Here is a 17,542-nt window from a genome sequence, read left to right as displayed (position 1 = left end):
ACGCGTTACAGTTCTGCCGGAAGCTGCATGACCAGCGCGATGTTCGGCCGGCGGCTCCACTGCGGCTCGTGAACCGTCCGGGTCCGTCGTTCACCTCTGAAGGGACCAGCAGTGAAACCATCGCAATCGGTCAAGCGTGCCCTCCGCACGGCGACAACGGTCGGCGCCGTCGCCGTGCTCGCCCTGGGGGGATTGTCGGCGTGCGCCGACGACAGTTCCTCGGATTCCACCACTTCCGCGGGTGCCACCTCGGCATTGCCGTCGAACGCAGCCACCGGAAGCCCGATCAAGGTCGGCTTCATCACCCCGGAGGGTGGTCCGATCACGGTGCCGATGGTCCGCGAAGGTGGTGAGGCCGCAACGCAATACCTGAACAACAACGGCGGCGGGATCGGTGGTCACAAGATCGACCTGGTCGTCTGCAAGGAGCAGGAGGACCCCGCGTCGGCCACGAGTTGTGCCAACCAGATGGTCGAACAGAAGGTCTCCGTCGTCGTCGCACCGTTCGGCTCACAGGGTGCGGTCATGTTGCCGATCGTTGCGGGCGCCGGCATTCCCTACGTGGCCCAGGCGCCCGTCTCGCAGGTCGAGATGATGACGCCTGGTTCGTTCATGCTCTCGGGCGGCATCCTCGCTGTATTTGCAGGTCAAGCCGCCACTGCGGCCAAAGAAGGAGTCAAGAAGGTCGCGGTTGTGATCTCGGACGCGGGCGATGCCGCGTCCTCGGTGAAGGCGATCGGAGTGCCGACATTCAAGCAGGCGGGTGTCGAGATGGACGTCATCACGATCCCGGCGTCTGCCGCGGACCCGACACCTCAGATCACCGCCGGTCTGGCCGACAATCCAGGTGCCGTCACCGTGTTGGGTGAGACCAGCCAATGCATCTCGACGATCAAGGCATTGCAGACCGCGGCGCCGACGGTCAAGAAGTACCTCATCGCCAGCTGCCTGGACAAGCAGGTCATCGACAGTGTGGGCGCCGACGCAGTGACCGGGGCAAAGGCATTCACCACGGTCAAACTCGACTCGGATGATCCTTCCTCGGAGCTGTACCGCAGCGTGATGGCCACCTACGCAGCCGGCACCGATCCGGCGGGCCTCGCCTACCTCGGCTATCAGGTGATGATGTCGCTCGGTGAGGTCGGCAAGTCGCTCACCGGACCGGTCACGCCACAGGCTTTCATGACGGCACTGTCGTCCGCCAAGAATGTTCCGTTGCCTGCCGCACCGGGCCTCACCTTCAGCTGTGACGGCACTGCCGTTCCGCAACTGAAGTCTCTGTGCAGCAAGTCAATTCTGGTCAGCGACGTCAACGCTGATACGAAGCTCGAGAACACCGTCGCAGTCAACAACTAGTTCTGGAGGATCGGGGGCCGCAGCGCGGCCCCCGATCGGGGGCGTACATGACTCAACATCTCGCTTTCCTGGCGCTCGGCCTCGGTAACGGCGCGGTCTACGCGGCACTCGGACTCGCTCTGGTGATGACGTTCAAGAGTTCGGGCGTCGTCAATTTCGCGACCGGCGCCGTCGCTCTGTATGCGGCCTACACCTACGGCTTTCTGCGGCATGGCGAACTCCTGAACCCGATCCCGGGGTTCCCCGCCACGATCGACCTCGGGGGCGACTGGTCCATTCTGCCGGCGATGGTTGTCTCGGTGCTGATCTCGGCGCTGCTCGGTGTCGTGCTCTATCTGCTGGTATTCCGCCAGATGCGAACGGCCCCGGCATTGGCCAAGGCGGTCGCGTCGATCGGCTTGATGCTCGTGATCCAGGCGCTCATCGCACTGCGGGTCGGCACCGAGACCCCGACCGTGAGTGCGATCTTTACCCCGCGTGTCATCCGGATCGGCGACAGTGCGGTGTCCACGGATCGCCTCTGGCTGGCGGCGGTGGTCATCGGCTTGGCCATCTGTGCCGGACTCGTGTTGCGCTACACCCGGTTCGGCATCTCGACCGAGGCGGCCGCCGAGTCCGAGAAGGGTGCGTTGGTCACCGGCCTCTCGCCGGATCGGATCGCGGTGAGCAACTGGGCGCTGTCGTCGGCAACGGCCGGCCTCGGCGGGATCGTCATCGCGCCCATCGTCCCGCTCAATCCGGTTGCCTACACGATGTTCATCGTGCCGGCACTGGCCGCGGCATTGGTGGGCAACTTCTCCGCCATCGCGCTGACGGTCGGCGCCGGACTCGTGATCGGGATGCTCCAATCCGAGGCCACCAACCTGCAGGCCACCCTGGCATGGTTCCCCGATGCGGGCGTGGCAGAGGCTGTTCCACTCCTGCTGATCGTCGTCTTCCTCCTTGTCCGGGGACAGGCCATACCGGGTCGGGGTTCGCTCACGCGCCACGATCTCGGGCGATCGCCACGCCCTCGCCGCGTGGTGGTCCCCGGACTGATCGGGTGTCTGGTCGCCGTCGCCGTCCTGTTCGCGACGTCGGGCAGCCTGCGCCTCGCCGTCATCGCCTCGATGATCTTCGCGGTCATCGCTCTGTCCCAGGTGGTGGTGACCGGCTACACCGGTCAGGTCTCGCTCGCTCAGCTCACGCTGGCGGGCGTTGGCGCCTTCGGACTGAGCCGGTTCACCTCCGACCTCGGCATCCCGTTCCCGCTCGCGCCCATCCTGGCAGCGTGCGCAGCGATGGTGATCGGTGTCGTGGTGGGCCTTCCGGCTCTACGCGTGCGTGGATTGCCGCTGATGGTCGCGACGCTGGCCCTCGCGGTCTTCTTGGAGGCCTTCTGGTTCCGGAACCCGAGCATGAACGGCGGCATGCAGGGTGCGCCGATCGAATCGCCGACGCTGTTCGGCCTCGATCTGGGAATCGGGTCAGGCGAGGGATATCCGAGAGTCGCGTTCGGGCTGGTCTGCCTCGTCGTACTCGCAGCGGTCGCGTGGTGCGTGGCAGGGCTGCGTGGCAGCGCGCTCGGGGCCTCGATGCTGGCAGTGCGGGCCAACGAACGCTCCGCAGCAGCCGCGGGGATCAATGTGGGTGTGACCAAGTTGTCGGCCTTCGCCATCGCGTCGTTCGTTGCCGGTCTCGGTGGCGCTTTGCTCGCTTATCAGCAGACGATCGCCACCGCGAGTTCGTACACCGTCTTCGCCGGCATCGGGCTGTTCGCAGTCTTCTACGTGGCAGGCGTGACGTCGGTATCGGGCGGGCTCCTGGCCGGGTTACTGGCCCCGGGAGGCGTCCTCTACTTCATCTCCGATCGCTACCTGGCCTTCGGTGACTACTACATGCTCGCGAGCGGAATCCTGTTGGTGCTCACCGTGGTCACCAGTCCGGATGGCCTTGCCGGGTACCTCCATCGAATCCGCGTTCCGGCCGTCGCCCGGCGGAGCGCGGTGGTCGACACCCCACCCGTTCCGGGGTCGTCGATGACATCGGTGATCGATCAGGCCCCGGCCGTGGGTGCGAAGACGGTTCTCTCGGTCGAGGGGGTGAGCGTGAACTACGGTCCCGTCGTTGCGGTCGACGACGTGAGTTTCGACCTCCGGCAGGGCGAGATCATCGGTCTCATCGGTCCGAACGGGGCGGGCAAGACGACGCTCATCGATGCGATCTCCGGATTTGCGTCATCGAACGGTCGAGTTGTCCTGGACGGCACAGAGATCAGTGGACTCGCACCCCATCGGCGGGGCCGTCTGGGGCTGGGCCGCACGTTCCAGGACATCGAGCTCTACGACGAGTTGTCCGTGGCCGAGAACGTGACCGTCGGCGCCGCGCGCCTGTCGGGAGACACCACCGACGTCGTCGACACCGTGCTGACATTGTTGGAGATCCGGCATCTGGCCGATGTCGTGGCCGCAGATCTCTCCCAGGGACAGCGGCAATTGGTCTCGGTGGCCAGGGTCCTGGCGGGGCGGCCGCGGGTCGCATTGCTCGATGAACCCGCGGCCGGGCTCGACAGCACGGAGAGCAGCTGGCTGGGGGAGCGCCTTCGGGCAGCGCGTGGGTTCGGCGTCTCCGTGTTGCTCGTCGACCACGACATGGACCTGGTCCTCAGCATCTGCGATCGCGTGATCGTCCTGGACCTCGGGTCGGTGATCGCCACCGGGACACCGGAAGAGATCCGCTCGAACGAGGCGGTGATCGGTGCTTATCTCGGCGCGCCTGTGGGATCGTCCGACCACGTTGCGGAGAAGCAGATGGACAGTTCGCCCGCGGCGACGACCGAGGAGGTGCCGTCATGACCTTGTTGGAGTGCACGGATCTGGACGCCGGCTACGCGCGCTCGGCCCCGTGCGTACGCGACCTGAACATCACGGTGCAGGCCGGCGAGGTCGTCGCGCTCCTGGGGCCGAACGGTGCCGGTAAGACCACCCTGCTGATGTCGTTGGCCGGATTGTTGCCCGGTCTGGGTGGTTCGGTTTCGGTTTCGGGCACGGTACTGCCCTCGGGGAAGCCACGCGCTGCGGTCCGCGCGGGCGTGGTCCTGGTCCCCGACGACCGTGCGTTGTTCCGCCGACTGACCGTCGAGAAGAATCTGCGACTGGCGATCCGGGGGCGAGGGCGCCGCGCTGCGCGCGAGTCTCTCGAGCAAGTACTCCAGCACTTTCCGGCGTTGAACCCGCGGCTCGGAGTGGCCGCAGGGCAGTTGTCAGGCGGGGAACAGCAGATGCTGGCGATCGCCCGAGCATTGCTGCAGCGGCCGAGGGTTCTGCTGATCGATGAGCTCAGCATGGGTCTCGCACCGGTTGTGGTGCAGTCGATTCTGCCGGTTCTGCGTGATGTCGCGGCGAGTGGCACGGCTGTGATCCTGGTCGAACAGCATGTTCGGCTCGCCCTCGAGGTCTCCGACCGTGCCATCGTGCTGGTACACGGCCAGGTGAGGCTGACGGATGACTCGTCTGTGCTGGCCCACGACCTGGGGCGGATCGAGCACGCGTATCTCGGCGGCTCCGACTGACCCATTGTGGTGTCGGCTATTGCGTTCTGCGCGTCGATGATCAGGTTTACGCGTGGCGCATCAGGTCTGCGCAGCCCGGATCAACGGGCCGGTGGGCGCGGAGTCTCGGGCATGACGCCCGCCCAGTCCTTGGGGACGATGAAAACGCCTTCAGCCGTGACGGTCTCGCCATGCGCATCAGAGATCGCTCCTCGGACGATCTTCTTGCGCCCGTCGCGTTCGGCGATGATGGCCTCTGCATGCAATCGGCCGAGCGGTGTCGGGCGCAGATATCTCATCGTGAGGGTGCCGGTGTAACAGGGGACGTCGTCGGCGCTGCCGGCCTGACCGAGGACGTGGTCGAGGACCATCGCGCACACCCCGCCGTGCACACAGCCCGGCGGCCCCTCATATGCGGCCCCGAGGGTGAAATCGGTGGTCACCAGACCGTTGTCCTGCCTGGTCAACTGCAAGGGCGGAGCCACCGCGTTCCGCAGGCCGATCACCGCATTTCCCCACGGCATGCCCTTCATGTCGGCGGTGTGCCGCACGCCGAAGGAGCCCTCGATCTGCCTGGTGCGCAATGATTCCACCACCGAGACGATCTGAGCGTGGGCGTCATGGACGATGTCCTCGTCGACCTCGGTGCGGATCACCGCGTCGATCAGTTCGCGAACGGAATCTGCGAGAGGACCGAACAGCTCACGACGACGTTCGAACTCCTGCGCGGAGATGTCTTCGAGTGTGAATTCCATGATTCCTTGTCTCCTGCCGTCAGCGAGTGGGTCAGTCCGGGATCACGTCGGGACGGGCGTCGGCCAGAGCCTCGTCACGGTCGGCCGCCAGGATGAAACCCGCCTGGACCGCTGCCGTGGTGGCCGCCCGGTAGCGCTGCTCATAATCGGCGCGTCCGGTGTATCGCGAGGCCAGGATCTCCGGTGCGATCGGCAAGGTGGAGCCGAACAGCACGCAGATGCGCGGGACGTCGTCGCCGACGATGCCGCTCAGGATCTCGGTCGGCGCGTCCACGCACGGTGTGCGGACGCCACCTCGGACGTTCCCGACCTCGTCGAGAGCGAATTGCGTTGTGTCCGAGACGTCGTCGAGCTCCAGGGGCGCCGCAGCCGGGGGCACCGGCCCGCCGTCGGCCCAGTCGCGTAGATGGCGCAATGCGGCGCGTAACACGAATCGTTGTTGCCCGCGGTTGACCGGAGTCGGACATCCGAGCATGTGCTCGTACGGTCCTATCTGGTGGAGGTCGGCATGCGAGGTGCCCGCGATCTCCCAGACCCGCAGCCGATCGGTGTCGGGCTGGCGTGCCCGGTAGAAGCGGAAGTTCGTCAGCACGTCGGTCTCGGTTTGAACGATGAAGGCCGGGATGGGCAGATCGGTTCGGATGGTCACCGGTTCCTGGGCGAACACGGTATCGACATCGATGGCGGTGCCTGCCTCTCCCAGCGACAGCCCGGCGGCCGCGCGGCTGTGGATCAACAGACCGTCGAACACCGCGTGCTCGGCGGCGAACAGATTGGCATAGGTCGTCAACGCCATTGCCGACTGTGACTCGCCGACGGCGAGCAGTCGCCGAACGGACAGTCCGCGTAGCGGATGCCCGGCGCCCGCAGCGGACGGCAACTGCAGCGACCTCCCGACGGCCCCGAAGAGGTCGTAAGAGTATGCATCTCCCGGATGATGAAGGCCGGAATAGCGTTCCGGGTCCTTGGCCGCGAGCGTGGCCGTTGTGCTTTCGCCGAGACCGCCCACCGAGCCGGACCCGCCCATCACGCCGGTGTACTGAGCCGAGACGCCGACCCACGCGTAACCACCACGGACGAGTTCTTCGGCCAGGTAGGTGTATTCGGGTGCCGCGTCCGACCCGCTGCTGACGTTCAGCCACTCGACGACGACAGTGCCGTTGAAATCGGCATCGAGACGCGGTCTGCGCACGAGGACGCGCGTCGCGAATTTGTCCTCGCCGAGTGGTACCACCGATCCGGGGCCCGCGTGGGCGTAGCGGGTCGCGACCCCGGATGCGGCATATTCGTTCTCCTGGAAGCCATTGGCCTCCAGGTCGGGGCCGGGGGTGGCGCTCATGATCGAGCAGCCGCCGCCCCCGGTCAGCTCCGTGAAGTCGACTCCAGCAGTCACTTCTGCTTCTTCTGGTGTTTCCCGATGACGTTCCCGAACATGAAATGCATCTTGGTACCCAATGGCCAGCCGACGTAGTAGCACAGGAAGAGACTGATCTCCTCGAGTTGTTCGGCCGTCAGTTCACCGTTCGCCAGCGCTGCGCCGGCCTGGATCTCGGCCACGTCGATCTGGCCCGCCTGGGCGAGGGCGCCGAGCAGGATCAGGCGGCGGTCGCGGACCGAGAGTCCCTCCCGCGTCCAGACCTCGCCGAACACCTGGTCGGCGGTATGAGCGAAGAAGTCTCCCGGTCCGTCCGACATCTCCCAGCCGTAGACCTTGGACATCATGTCCAGGCCCTTTCGGCGTTGCGGGCTGGTGGTCTCGTCAGCTGACGTCATGCGTCCTCTCCTTCTCGGTGCGGCACGCCCAGCCCGATGGCGAAGTCGCGGAGTGCGATGTCGCCGAGCGGCAGATCGACGCCGAGCTCACGTCCGAGTTCGAGTGCGAGCGACAGGTCTTTCTCACCGAGCCTGCGTACCGGTGTCAAGATGTCATACCAGAAATCGTCGGGTGCGATCTCGTCGGTGGTGTCGCGCAGGATGATCGACCCGGCACCACCTGTGATCGCATCCGTGTGCCGAACGACCTTGCCCAGCTTGGTGATACTGATCCCGGCGGCCTCTGCGAGCCTGGCTGCCTCGGATGCTGCGGTGAACGAGATGAAGTGCAGGAGATTGCGGGCCAGCTTCATCTTGGTGCCGGCCCCGACATCGTCGCCCGCGTGGACGAGCATGCCCGCGACCAGACCGAAGGGCTCTTTGAGCTGTTCGTAGGAAGCGCGGTCTCCGCCGACCATGATGGCCAGTCTGCCCTGTTCGGCACCGGCTGCGCCGCCCGAGATCGGCGCATCCAGCAGGGTCACACCGTGTTCGGCGCATTCCGCGGCCAGATCGACGGCGGTCTGGGGGCCGATCGTCGAATGGACGGTGATGATCGTCCCCGGTGCGGCGGCGCTCAGCAGGCCGCCGTCGCCGGCGACCACGGTCCGCACCTGGGCGTCATCGAGGACACAGATGCCGATGATGTCTGCCTTTGTCGCCAGGTCGCCCAGTGAGGTGGCGGCGGTGGCCCCCTGGTCGACGACCTTCCCGAGCGCCTCTTCGGAGAGGTCGAAGGCGGTCAGGCCACCTTCCCACTTGGCCAGGCGGGCAGCCATCGGCCCGCCGATGTTGCCGAGACCGACGTAACCCAGGCGCACCGTCATGATCGGATGACCTGTCCGCCGTCGACGTTGAAGATCTGTCCGGTGACCCAACCTGCCTCGTCGGACAGCAGGAACAGGCACATGCCGACGAGATCCTCAGGGGTACCGAAACGTTTGAGCGGCAGGCGATTGACGATGTCGGCGACCATCTCCTTGGGTGTGGTCGAGCGGGTCGCCTCGGTGTCGATCGGACCCGGCGCGATGGCGTTCACGCGGATGTTCTGGCCGCCGAGTTCGGTGGCCAGCTGCTGGGTGAGGCCGTTCACGCCGACCTTCGCGAGGCCGTAGAAGCCGCTGTAGAGCCAAGCGGCGGTGGAGGACTGGTTGACGATGGCGCCACCGTCCTTCATGTGCGGGTAGACCGCGCGGGTGACGTTGAGCGCCCCGTCGAGGTTCACGCTCATGAACTTCTTGTAGTAGTCCCACGGCACGGTGATCAGGAAATCGAGCTTCATACCGCCGTAGATCGCGGCATTGTTCACCAGTCCGTCGATGGTGCCGTAGGCGTCGACCGTAGCGGTGGCGAGGGCCTGCGCCGACTGCTCGTCGGCGACGTCGGTGCTGACGTAGAGACCGCCGATGTCGGCGGCGACCTGCTTGCCCTGTTCGTCGTTGAGGTCGGCGACCACGACATTGGCGCCTTCGCCTGCCAGTGCGCGGGCGTAGGCCTCACCGATGCCTCCGGCGGCACCGGTCACGATGATGGTCTTGCCGGCGAAGCGGTTCGAGCGGTTGTCGGAACTCATTGTCCTGCTTTCTGTTCATTGGGGATTGCCCGGTCCCGCAAGAGCGAGCTCGCGAGCGTCGGAAGGGTCGATCACTCAGGCCGGCGTCGCGACCGCTTTGGACTCCAGGTACTCCTCGAAGCCCGCGACGCCCATCTCGCGGCCGATGCCGGATTGCTTGTATCCGCCGAACGGGACATCGGCGGAATACCAGATGCCGCCGTTGATCCCCATCGTTCCGGTCCGAACGCCGTTGACCACGTGGTCGATACGTGCCGGGTCCGTACCCCAGACGGCACCGGACAACCCATACGGTGAGTCGTTCGCGATGCGGATGGCGTCGTCGTCACCGTCGTGCGCGAGGATGACCAGCACCGGACCGAAGATCTCCTCCTGTGCGGCACGGGCGGAGTTGTCGAGGCCGGAGATCAACGTCGGCTCGACGAAGTAGCCCTTGGCCTTGTCGGCGGGCCGGCCGCCGCCGATCTCGACGGTGCCGCCCTCGGTCTTCGCGAGTTCGATGTAGGATTCGACACGATTGCGCTGGGTGGCGGAGATCAGGGGTCCGCAGATGGTTCCGGCGTCGGTCGGGTCACCTGCCGAAAGCCCGGCGAGCGAGTCACGGGTCGCGGCGATCGCCTCGTCGAGCTTCTCTCGTGGCACGACGAGGCGGGTGGTGATGGCACAGCCCTGCCCGGCGTGGGTGACCACGTTGAACGCGGCCATCGAGCAGGCGGAAGCGAGGTCTGCATCGTCGAGGACGATGAAGGCGGACTTGCCGCCGAGTTCCAGGAACACCTTCTTGAGGGTTTCGGCAGCGCCGGCCATCACCTTCTTGCCGGTTGCGGTGGATCCGGTGAAGGACACCAGATCCACGCGCGGATCCGTGGACAGCTGCGCGCCCAGCGAGTGATCGGTGGAGGTGACGATGTTGATTACGCCTGGCGGGAAGTCGGTCTCCTCGGCGATGACCTTGCCGACCAGGGCAGCGCACCACGGGGTGTCCGGCGCAGGTTTGAGCACCACGGTGCAGCCTGCGGCCAGAGCCGGACCGATCTTGGCGAAGTTGATCTGGTGTGGGAAGTTCCACGGTGTGATCGCGCCGACCACTCCGGCCGCCTCCTTGCGGATCTCCCGGACGTTCTTGATTCCCATCGGCTTGGCCCGACCGAGGTCGGTGGTCCACTGATAGGACTCGGCGAGATCTGCGAAATAGCCGAGATCTGTGACCGGTCCCTCGAATTGCGGTCCGCTGGTGAGGAACACGGGGCAACCGACCTCGGCGACCGTCAGGTCGCGCAGCTCGTCACCATGGGCCAGGAGCGTGTCGCGCAGCTGGCGGAGACAGCGGGCCCGCAGTGTGTGGTCGCGCGACCATTCGGTGGTGTCGAAGGCGACTCGGGCGGCGGCGATGGCTGCGTCCATGTCGGCCGCGGTGGCATCGGCGGCCTGGCCGAGGACTTCCTCGGTGGCCGGGTTGACGACATCGAAGGTGCCGCCCCCGCCGGGGGTGAGCTTGCCGTCGATCAGCAGTTCCGACGACGATGCAGGACGTAAGGACATTGGCTGGAACTCCATCTGGACAGGTGTCTGGACTCAAGTTCAAACCTAGTGTAGCCTCGCTCACATGTCCAGTCCTGTATCCCAGGAATCCACTCGCCGGAGACTGACACAGCAGCAGGCCGAGACCGTCACGAGATTGACGGATGCGGCGGTCGAGGTGCTCAACGACGAGGGATTCGACGGACTCACAGTCCGAACCGTGGCCAAGTTGGCGGGTGTCGCACCCGCGACCGCCTACACCTATTTCTCGTCGAAGAGTCATCTGGTCGCCGAGGTCTTCTGGCGCCGACTCAGTGCCGGTGTCGGTGAGCCCGACCTGACGACGACGCCGACCGAGCGGGTGGCGCAGGTGCTTCGTGAGGTGTCGATGGTCGTCGCGGGGGAGGGGCAGCTCGGTGGCGCGGTCACGATGGCGCTCCTCGGTACCGATCCCGACGTGGAACACCTCCGCCTGCGGATCGGTGGCTTCATCCGCAGACGGCTCGCCGAGGCACTCGAGGTGGAGCCGGAGAATCCGGGCCCACTCCTCGATGCGCTGGAGATGATCTACGCCGGCGGTCTGGTGCACGCGGGAATGGGCCACATGACGTACGAGCAGACCTCCGAACGTCTTGTCGCAGCCGCACATCTACTGATGGAGAAGTGATGACCGAAACCGCCACGGGAACGGGGATGGAGCATCTCGTGCCGTTCGACCCGTATGAGTACGACTTCCACGAGGATCCGTACCCGACCTACGACCGGCTTCGCCGCGAGGCGCCTGTCTATCACAATGCGGCGATGGACTTCTGGGCGCTGTCCCGTCACGAAGATGTCCGCGCCGGATTCCGGGACGCTGTGAACCTGTCCAACAGTTGGGGCGTGTCGATGGATCCGTCCTCGTACGGTCCGGACGCGCACAAGTCGATGTCATTCCTGGCCATGGACGATCCGAAGCACATGCGGATCCGCAAGCTGGTCTCCAAGGGCTTCACCCCCCGCAGGGTCGGTGATCTGTCCGGACGGATCACGGCGCTCACCCATCAGCATTGGAGCAAGTGTCTCGACATGGGGGAGTTCGATTACATCGCCGACTTCGCGGGTCTGCTGCCGATGGACGTGGTCTCCGAACTCCTCGGTGTCCCGGAGGCCGATCGCGCGCATCTGCGGCACCAGTCAGATCTGCTGCTGCATCGGGAAGAAGGCGTTCTCGACATCCCGGAAGCGGCTGTCTACGCCTATATCGAGCTGCACAAGTACTACTCGGACCTGATCGCCGATCGCCGGAAGAATCTCGGGGATGATCTGGTGTCGGCGCTGATCGAGGCGGAGGTCGACGACGACGCCACCGGTGAGAAGATCCGCCTGACCGAGGACGAGATCGTCGGGTTCATGGTCCTGATGGTGGTCGCAGGTAACGAGACGACCACCAAACTCCTTGCCAATGCCCTGTATTGGGGCTGGCGTAACCCGGACGAGCTGGCGAAGCCGCTGGCCGATCCCGACGCTGTCGCGGATTGGACCGAAGAGACGCTGCGTTACGACAACTCCACTCAGATGGTGTTGCGTCGAGTGCTGTCCGATGTCGAGTACGGCGGCCGGACCATCCCCGCGGGTGAGCGGGTCCTGTTGCTGGTCGGCGCCGCCAACCGGGACACCGACGTCTTCGGCGCCGATGCCGCCCAGTACCAGATCGGCCGGGACTGCAGCCAGGCGTTGCTGAGTTTCGGTATGGGTACACATTTCTGTCTCGGCGCACACCTGGCCCGACTGGAGTCCAACATCGGGCTGGGTGAGGTTGCGCGTTCCATCCGCAGTGTTGACATCGACATCGACAACGCGGTCCGCGTCCACTCGGTGAACGTGCGCGGATTCGCAGAGCTCCCCGTGAAAGTGAAGGTGCGCTGATGGCGTTCATTCCTCATCCCGATCGTCGCCCCGTGCTGGTGGCCGGCGCGTCGTCCGGCATCGGTGCCGCGACCGCCGAGGTCCTCGCCGCCGCAGGCTATCCGGTGGCGCTTGCCGCGCGGCGGGTGGAGAAGCTCCAAGAACTGACTGACAAGATCACGGCCGCGGGCGGGGAAGCGGTTGCGGTCCCGCTCGACATCACCGACGAGGGATCTGTCGCCGAGTGTGTTGCGAAATCGCAAGCCGCCCTGGGTGATCTGGAGATCGTCGTGAGTGGCGCAGGTGACCTCGCGGTCGGATTGTCCTACGAGGTGAGCCCTGAGGACTTCGCCTCGCAGATCGACATCCATCTCGTGGGTGCCCACCGTCTGTATCGGGCCGTCGTGCCGGGCATGATCGAGCGGCGCCGTGGCGACTACGTCTTCATCGGTTCCGACGTCGTCCTTCATCCGCGACCGTGGTCGTCGGCATATGTGGCGGCCAAGGCCGGCATTGACGGTCTCGTCGCCACCGCCCAGTTGGAGCTGGAAGGAACGGGCGTGCGCGCGAGCGTGATCCGGCCCGGTCAGGTGCTGACCGGCATGGGCATGGATCTCGACCAGAAGACCACCGAACAGATGCTGAACGACTGGATCCGGCACGGACTCGCCCGACACGGCAACTTCCTCGAGCCCGGGCATATCGCCCAGGCCGTCACCGCGATCGTGACCATGCCGCGGGGAGCGCACATGCGTGTGGTCGAGGTGGAGGCCGAGGGCGCCCTCACACGTGACAAGAAGCCTGAAGGAGAACAGCGATGACTGCTCTGACCCAACCGAAGCGCGTCTCCCGGGGAGAAGGCGAACACGGGCATCTCGACGAGCTGGCCGGCGACCCGATCTCGTTGTTCTGGCGGATCCGCGAGGAGTGCGGCGACGTCGGGATGTTCCAGCTCGCCGATCGCGAGGTGATCCTGGTCTCCGGTGCCGCGGCCAACGAAGAGTTCTTCCGGGCGCCGGAAGAGGACCTCGACCAGGCGGCCGCGTATCCGTTCATGACACCGGTCTTCGGTGAGGGCGTCGTCTTCGACACCGACCCGGAGGAGCGCTCCAAGGCCATCCACAATGCGGCCCTCAAGGGCCCGCACATGAAACAGCATGCGGTGACCATCCCCAACGAGGTCGAGCGCATCATCGCGGACTGGGGTGACGAGGGCGAGATCGACCTGCTCGAGTTCTTTGCCGAGCTGACCCTGTACACCTCGTCGGCATGCCTGATCGGCCGGAAGTTCCGGGAGAGCCTGAACGGACACATCGCGCACCTGTTCCATGATCTGGAAAAGGGCACGGACCCGATCGCCTATGTCGACTACAAGGCCGACATCGAGAGCTTCCGCAAGCGCGACGAGGCCCGTGCAGAGTTGGTCGAGTTCATCCAGGGTGTGATGAACGACCGCATCGCGAATCCGACCGAGAACAAAGAAGATCGCGATCTGATGGACGTGCTCGTCCAGGTCGGCTTCGATGCGAACACCATCACCGGGATGTTCATCTCGATGATGTTCGCCGGGCACCACACCACCTCGGGTACTGCGGCGTGGACGCTGATCGAGCTGCTGCGCAATCCCGAGTACATGTCTCGGGTGTACGGCGAACTCGATGAGATCTACGGCGAAACGCCGGCGGGCGAGCGTCCCGAGTACACGTTCGCGCACACCAGGCAGATGCCTCAGCTGGAGAATGCACTCAAAGAGGCGCTGCGTCTGCATCCACCGCTCATCATCTTGATGCGCGTGGTGCAGAAGGACTTCCATGTCGAGGACTTCGAGGTCAAGGCCGGGCAGTCCATCGCCGTGTCGCCCGCGATCTCGAACCGTCTGCCCGAGGACTTCCCGGAACCGGACACCTTCGATCCCGACCGCTACGACAAGCCGCGGCAGGAAGACATCGCCAATCGGTGGACCTGGATCCCCTTCGGCGCGGGTCGGCACCGCTGTGTGGGAGCGCAATTCGCCATCATGCAGCTCAAGGCGATCTTCTCGGTGCTGTTCCAGAACTACGAGTTCGAGATGCTGCAGCCATCGGAGACCTATCGTAACGACCACTCCAAGATGGTCGTTCAGCTCCAGCAACCATGCCGCGTGAAGTACCGGAAGCGGTGATCGTCAGTGCGTGTGGAGGTTGACCTGGATCTGTGCCAAGGGCACGGGATGTGCGAGATGGAGGCGCCCGACGTCTTCGAGGCGCACCGCGACCATGTCGAGATCCTCGACAAGGAACCCGACGAGAGTCGCCGCGCCGAGGTCGAGGCCGCGGTGATGTACTGCCCGACCCAAGCTCTGAGAATTGTCGAAGACGACGAGTGAAGTGGAGTGACATGTCTTTTGATCGTGCCGAACTGGAAGAAATGAAACAGCGGTGGCTGGATGCGAACGTCGTCGCGGAGAAGGCGGGTGACTGGAAGCCGCTGGCCGAGTTCTACACCGAAGACGCCACGTACGGATGGAATTACGGTCCCGAGAAAGACTTCATGGCCGTCGGTCGCGACGAGATCCGTGACCTCGCCCTCGGCCAGGAGATGGAGGGCCTCGAAGGGTGGGAGTACCCGTACCAGGCGTGGGTCATCGACGAGAAGACCGGTGACATGATCGGACTGTGGAAGCAGGTCTACGACCGTAAACGCGAGGACGGCACCAACTATGCGTTGGAGGGCATCCAGGGCAGCTGGTTCAAGTACGCCGGCAATTTCCAGTTCTCCTGGCAGCGCGACTTCTTCGACTTCGGCAATGTGTCGGCGCTGTTCGTGGAACTACTGAAGGCCAATGCGATGAGCGACGGCATGCTCAAGCGGATCGAGAAGTCGGCGCCGGGCGACCTGCCCGGCTGGTATCCGTTCGGCAAAGCGCCCGTCCCGTTCTGGTGATCTGACCCATGACTCACACAGCCCCGGCCTACCAAGGCCTGAGTCAGGATCAGCTGGCCATCCTGGTGCCCGAGTTACTACTCTCCGGGCAGTTGATCGACCGTAGCGGGATGGCCCATCTCATCAGCGCCTTCGGGCGAGAGGTGATGGGAGAGGTCGCCATCGAGGAATGGATGGCGGCGAGTCCGGTGTACACCCACCGCATGCGGACCGCGCTCGGGATCGACGGTGACGGGGTGGAGGACATGTTCAAATGCCTCCAACTCGACATCGGAGCTCCGCCTCAGTTCATGGACTTCCGCTACGAGGTGACCGACAAATACCACGGCTCCTTCTTCCTGCAACACTGTGGCGCCTTGATGGACGTCGAGCCGATGGGCGACGACTACGTGACGACGATGTGCCATGACATCGAGGATCCGACGTTCGACGCGACCGCCATCGCGACCAATCGCCGCGCGCGCATCCGGCCGATCCACCGTCCGCCGCGGCGGCCTGTCGACCGTATGCCGCACTGTGAGTGGACGGTGACGATCGAACCGGACCGGGAGGAACTGCCGCTGCCGGCCGATGCCGCCGAGATGTTCACCACCCGAGCCGGGCAGTCGGTCCTCACGCCGATCGACTCGTCATCCGGCGACGGACTGACCGACTATCGTGGGCCTCTCGTCGCCGATCTCCAGTTCCGGGAATGGTCACGTTCGGCGCTGGCACGCATCGCCGAAGAGATTGCACTGCAACACCAGTTGCTCTCGCTCGGGTTTCTCTTGTCGGTGCGCCGGCACGCGGAGAGCGAGGAGCAGGCGCGTGAGATCTTCCGCAAACAGCTGACCGGAATCGCGGGCCTGTCTGCGGATCGGCTGCGTGCGGCACTCGGGCTCGCACCGGATGCCGAGGGGTTGGCCGCGGTGATCAACCTGCACCCGGTCCTCGGACCCGGGCAGTACACCGGCGTGACCGCCGAGGCCCGCGACGGCGATGTGGTGGTCCGGGTACCCAAGAGCTCCGACGCCGTGACCGACGGAGGGTGGGTCACCCTGTTGGAGAGCGAACACCACGAGCCGTTGCAGGCCATCGGAACTGCGGTGGATGCGCACTGGACGGTCGGATCGAGCGACGAGACGGACGAGGCGATCGAGTTCGTGATGATCCGCGGCAGCGAGACGCACAAGGAGTCCGGCGAGGTCGCGATCGCACGATTCAGCTCGGGTGCCTCCTTCGAGTTCACGGACCGGGGACGTTCGCTCCCGATCACACCGGTGGGTAGCGGCGTCTGATGGAGGACGGCCGGACATCGTCGTCCGCGGAGTACCACCCGGATCTGAGCCTGTCCGGGCGGGTGGCCGTGGTCGCCGGTGCCACCCGTGGTATCGGTCTCGCGGTGGCCTACGCGCTATCCGGCCGCGGCGTGTCGGTGGTGGTGAACGGCAGGGATCCGGTGGCGGTCGAGGAGACCGTCACCGAGATCCGCGGGGGCGGCGGCTATGCCGTCGGAGTCGTCGGGTCGGCAGGCGATGATGGCGTGGCCCAGCAGATGGTGGACACCGCATTGGCCGAGTACGGCGCCCTCGACATCGCGGTCAACTGCGCGGGTATCGCCGAACCCGCCGGCTCCACCATCCTCACCATCACCGATGCCGAGTTCCGCGAACAGGTCGATGCGCACCTGATGAGTGCCTTCCATCTGATGCGGGCCGCCGGACAGATCTTCTCCCGGCAACGGACCGGATCGATCGTGCTGACCGGCTCGGCGGCGTCGCTCGGGATCTTCGGTGGGAGTGGCTATCCCGCCGCAAAGGGAGGCGTCAACGCGCTCGCGCTGGCGGGCGGTGCGGATCTCGCAGATCATGGCGTTCGGGTGAATGTCGTGATGCCAGGGGCCAAATCGCGGCTGTCGAGTGGAGACGACTACATCGCGCACATCGAGAGTCTGCACCGTCGCGGCATCCTCGACGATCTCACCAGGGACGCCGCATTGGACCCGGCGCCGCCCGAATACGTGGCCGCCCTGTATGTGTTCCTGGCAAGTGACGCCGCCAAGGGCATCAGCGGGCAGATATTCACGGCTGCAGGTGGTTTCATCGGACGGTACGAACCACAGCAGGCGACGTTCATCGCGTACCGCGACCATCAGGACAGTGCGCCCTACAGCCTGGCGGAGTTGACCGGCCTGTTGGCGTGACGTCG

At 65.3% G+C, this 17,542-nt stretch carries 17 protein-coding genes; 11 read left to right on the top strand and 6 right to left on the bottom strand.

What is annotated here, in order from left to right; all coding sequences use genetic code 11:
- The first annotated feature begins 111 nt into the window (after positions 1-111).
- The 3 genes from IDF66_RS04815 to IDF66_RS04805 are packed head-to-tail and all read left to right on the top strand — an operon-like array spanning position 112 to position 4,906.
- Entirely contained in the window at positions 112-1,356 is a 1,245-nt protein-coding gene (locus IDF66_RS04815) for an ABC transporter substrate-binding protein (RefSeq protein WP_190265880.1), read from the top strand.
- 47 nt (positions 1,357-1,403) lie between these two features.
- On the top strand, positions 1,404-4,190 hold the full coding sequence (locus IDF66_RS04810) for a branched-chain amino acid ABC transporter permease/ATP-binding protein (RefSeq protein WP_190265879.1): 2,787 nt from the start codon (positions 1,404-1,406) through the stop codon (positions 4,188-4,190).
- Entirely contained in the window at positions 4,187-4,906 is a 720-nt protein-coding gene (locus IDF66_RS04805) for an ABC transporter ATP-binding protein (protein ID WP_190265878.1), read from the top strand. Before IDF66_RS04810 ends, IDF66_RS04805 begins: the two co-directional genes overlap by 4 nt.
- 80 nt (positions 4,907-4,986) lie before the next feature.
- Here the strand turns inward: IDF66_RS04805 and IDF66_RS04800 are convergent, their stop codons facing one another.
- The 6 genes from IDF66_RS04800 to IDF66_RS04775 all read right to left on the bottom strand — a co-directional run bounded on the left by IDF66_RS04800 (position 4,987) and on the right by IDF66_RS04775 (position 10,567).
- Positions 4,987-5,640, bottom strand: a complete 654-nt coding sequence (locus tag IDF66_RS04800; RefSeq protein ID WP_190265877.1) for a PaaI family thioesterase — start codon at positions 5,638-5,640, stop codon at positions 4,987-4,989.
- Between the two features lie 31 nt (positions 5,641-5,671).
- On the bottom strand, positions 5,672-7,033 hold the full coding sequence (locus tag IDF66_RS04795) for an alpha/beta hydrolase domain-containing protein (RefSeq protein ID WP_344870177.1): 1,362 nt from the start codon (positions 7,031-7,033) through the stop codon (positions 5,672-5,674).
- Positions 7,030-7,413, bottom strand: a complete 384-nt coding sequence (locus IDF66_RS04790) for a carboxymuconolactone decarboxylase family protein (RefSeq protein WP_190265876.1) — start codon at positions 7,411-7,413, stop codon at positions 7,030-7,032. Before IDF66_RS04790 ends, IDF66_RS04795 begins: the two co-directional genes overlap by 4 nt.
- Positions 7,410-8,279 (bottom strand): NAD(P)-dependent oxidoreductase, encoded by an 870-nt coding sequence (locus IDF66_RS04785; protein ID WP_190265875.1) that lies wholly within the window; start codon positions 8,277-8,279, stop codon positions 7,410-7,412. The genes IDF66_RS04790 and IDF66_RS04785 overlap by 4 nt, the downstream gene beginning before the upstream one ends.
- Positions 8,276-9,025 (bottom strand): SDR family oxidoreductase, encoded by a 750-nt coding sequence (locus tag IDF66_RS04780; protein ID WP_190265874.1) that lies wholly within the window; start codon positions 9,023-9,025, stop codon positions 8,276-8,278. Before IDF66_RS04780 ends, IDF66_RS04785 begins: the two co-directional genes overlap by 4 nt.
- Before the next feature lie 75 nt (positions 9,026-9,100).
- Positions 9,101-10,567, bottom strand: a complete 1,467-nt coding sequence (locus IDF66_RS04775) for an aldehyde dehydrogenase (protein ID WP_190265873.1) — start codon at positions 10,565-10,567, stop codon at positions 9,101-9,103.
- Positions 10,568-10,631: 64 nt separating this feature from the next.
- Here IDF66_RS04775 and IDF66_RS04770 point away from each other — a divergent pair, with 64 nt between their 5' ends.
- The 8 genes from IDF66_RS04770 to IDF66_RS04735 are packed head-to-tail and all read left to right on the top strand — an operon-like array spanning position 10,632 to position 17,537.
- Positions 10,632-11,213 carry a TetR/AcrR family transcriptional regulator gene (locus IDF66_RS04770; protein WP_164308597.1) on the top strand — a complete coding sequence of 194 codons (582 nt, stop codon included), beginning with the start codon at positions 10,632-10,634 and terminating at the stop codon, positions 11,211-11,213.
- Positions 11,213-12,454, top strand: a complete 1,242-nt coding sequence (locus IDF66_RS04765; RefSeq protein ID WP_164308598.1) for a cytochrome P450 — start codon at positions 11,213-11,215, stop codon at positions 12,452-12,454. Before IDF66_RS04770 ends, IDF66_RS04765 begins: the two co-directional genes overlap by 1 nt.
- A complete protein-coding gene (locus IDF66_RS04760) occupies positions 12,454-13,254 on the top strand; it encodes an SDR family oxidoreductase (protein WP_164308599.1) in 801 nt (266 codons plus the stop codon). Before IDF66_RS04765 ends, IDF66_RS04760 begins: the two co-directional genes overlap by 1 nt.
- Positions 13,251-14,594 carry a cytochrome P450 gene (locus tag IDF66_RS04755; RefSeq protein ID WP_190265872.1) on the top strand — a complete coding sequence of 448 codons (1,344 nt, stop codon included), beginning with the start codon at positions 13,251-13,253 and terminating at the stop codon, positions 14,592-14,594. Before IDF66_RS04760 ends, IDF66_RS04755 begins: the two co-directional genes overlap by 4 nt.
- A 6-nt stretch (positions 14,595-14,600) precedes the next feature.
- Positions 14,601-14,798 (top strand): ferredoxin, encoded by a 198-nt coding sequence (locus IDF66_RS04750; RefSeq protein WP_164308601.1) that lies wholly within the window; start codon positions 14,601-14,603, stop codon positions 14,796-14,798.
- Positions 14,799-14,809: 11 nt separating this feature from the next.
- The gene (locus IDF66_RS04745) at positions 14,810-15,355 is read left to right on the top strand and encodes a Cif family virulence factor (protein WP_164308602.1); all 546 of its coding nucleotides are present in this window, start codon (positions 14,810-14,812) and stop codon (positions 15,353-15,355) included.
- A gap of 8 nt (positions 15,356-15,363) precedes the next feature.
- A complete protein-coding gene (locus IDF66_RS04740; RefSeq protein WP_190265871.1) occupies positions 15,364-16,632 on the top strand; it encodes a hypothetical protein in 1,269 nt (422 codons plus the stop codon).
- The gene (locus tag IDF66_RS04735; RefSeq protein ID WP_190265870.1) at positions 16,632-17,537 is read left to right on the top strand and encodes an SDR family NAD(P)-dependent oxidoreductase; all 906 of its coding nucleotides are present in this window, start codon (positions 16,632-16,634) and stop codon (positions 17,535-17,537) included. Before IDF66_RS04740 ends, IDF66_RS04735 begins: the two co-directional genes overlap by 1 nt.
- Positions 17,538-17,542 lie beyond the last annotated feature (5 nt).

Origin of the sequence: Gordonia hankookensis, assembly GCF_014673215.1 — a bacterium.
Taxonomy (GTDB): domain Bacteria; phylum Actinomycetota; class Actinomycetes; order Mycobacteriales; family Mycobacteriaceae; genus Gordonia; species Gordonia hankookensis.
The sequence above is the reverse complement of the archived record's forward strand: the minus strand, read 5'-3'. Positions and strand labels throughout refer to the sequence as shown.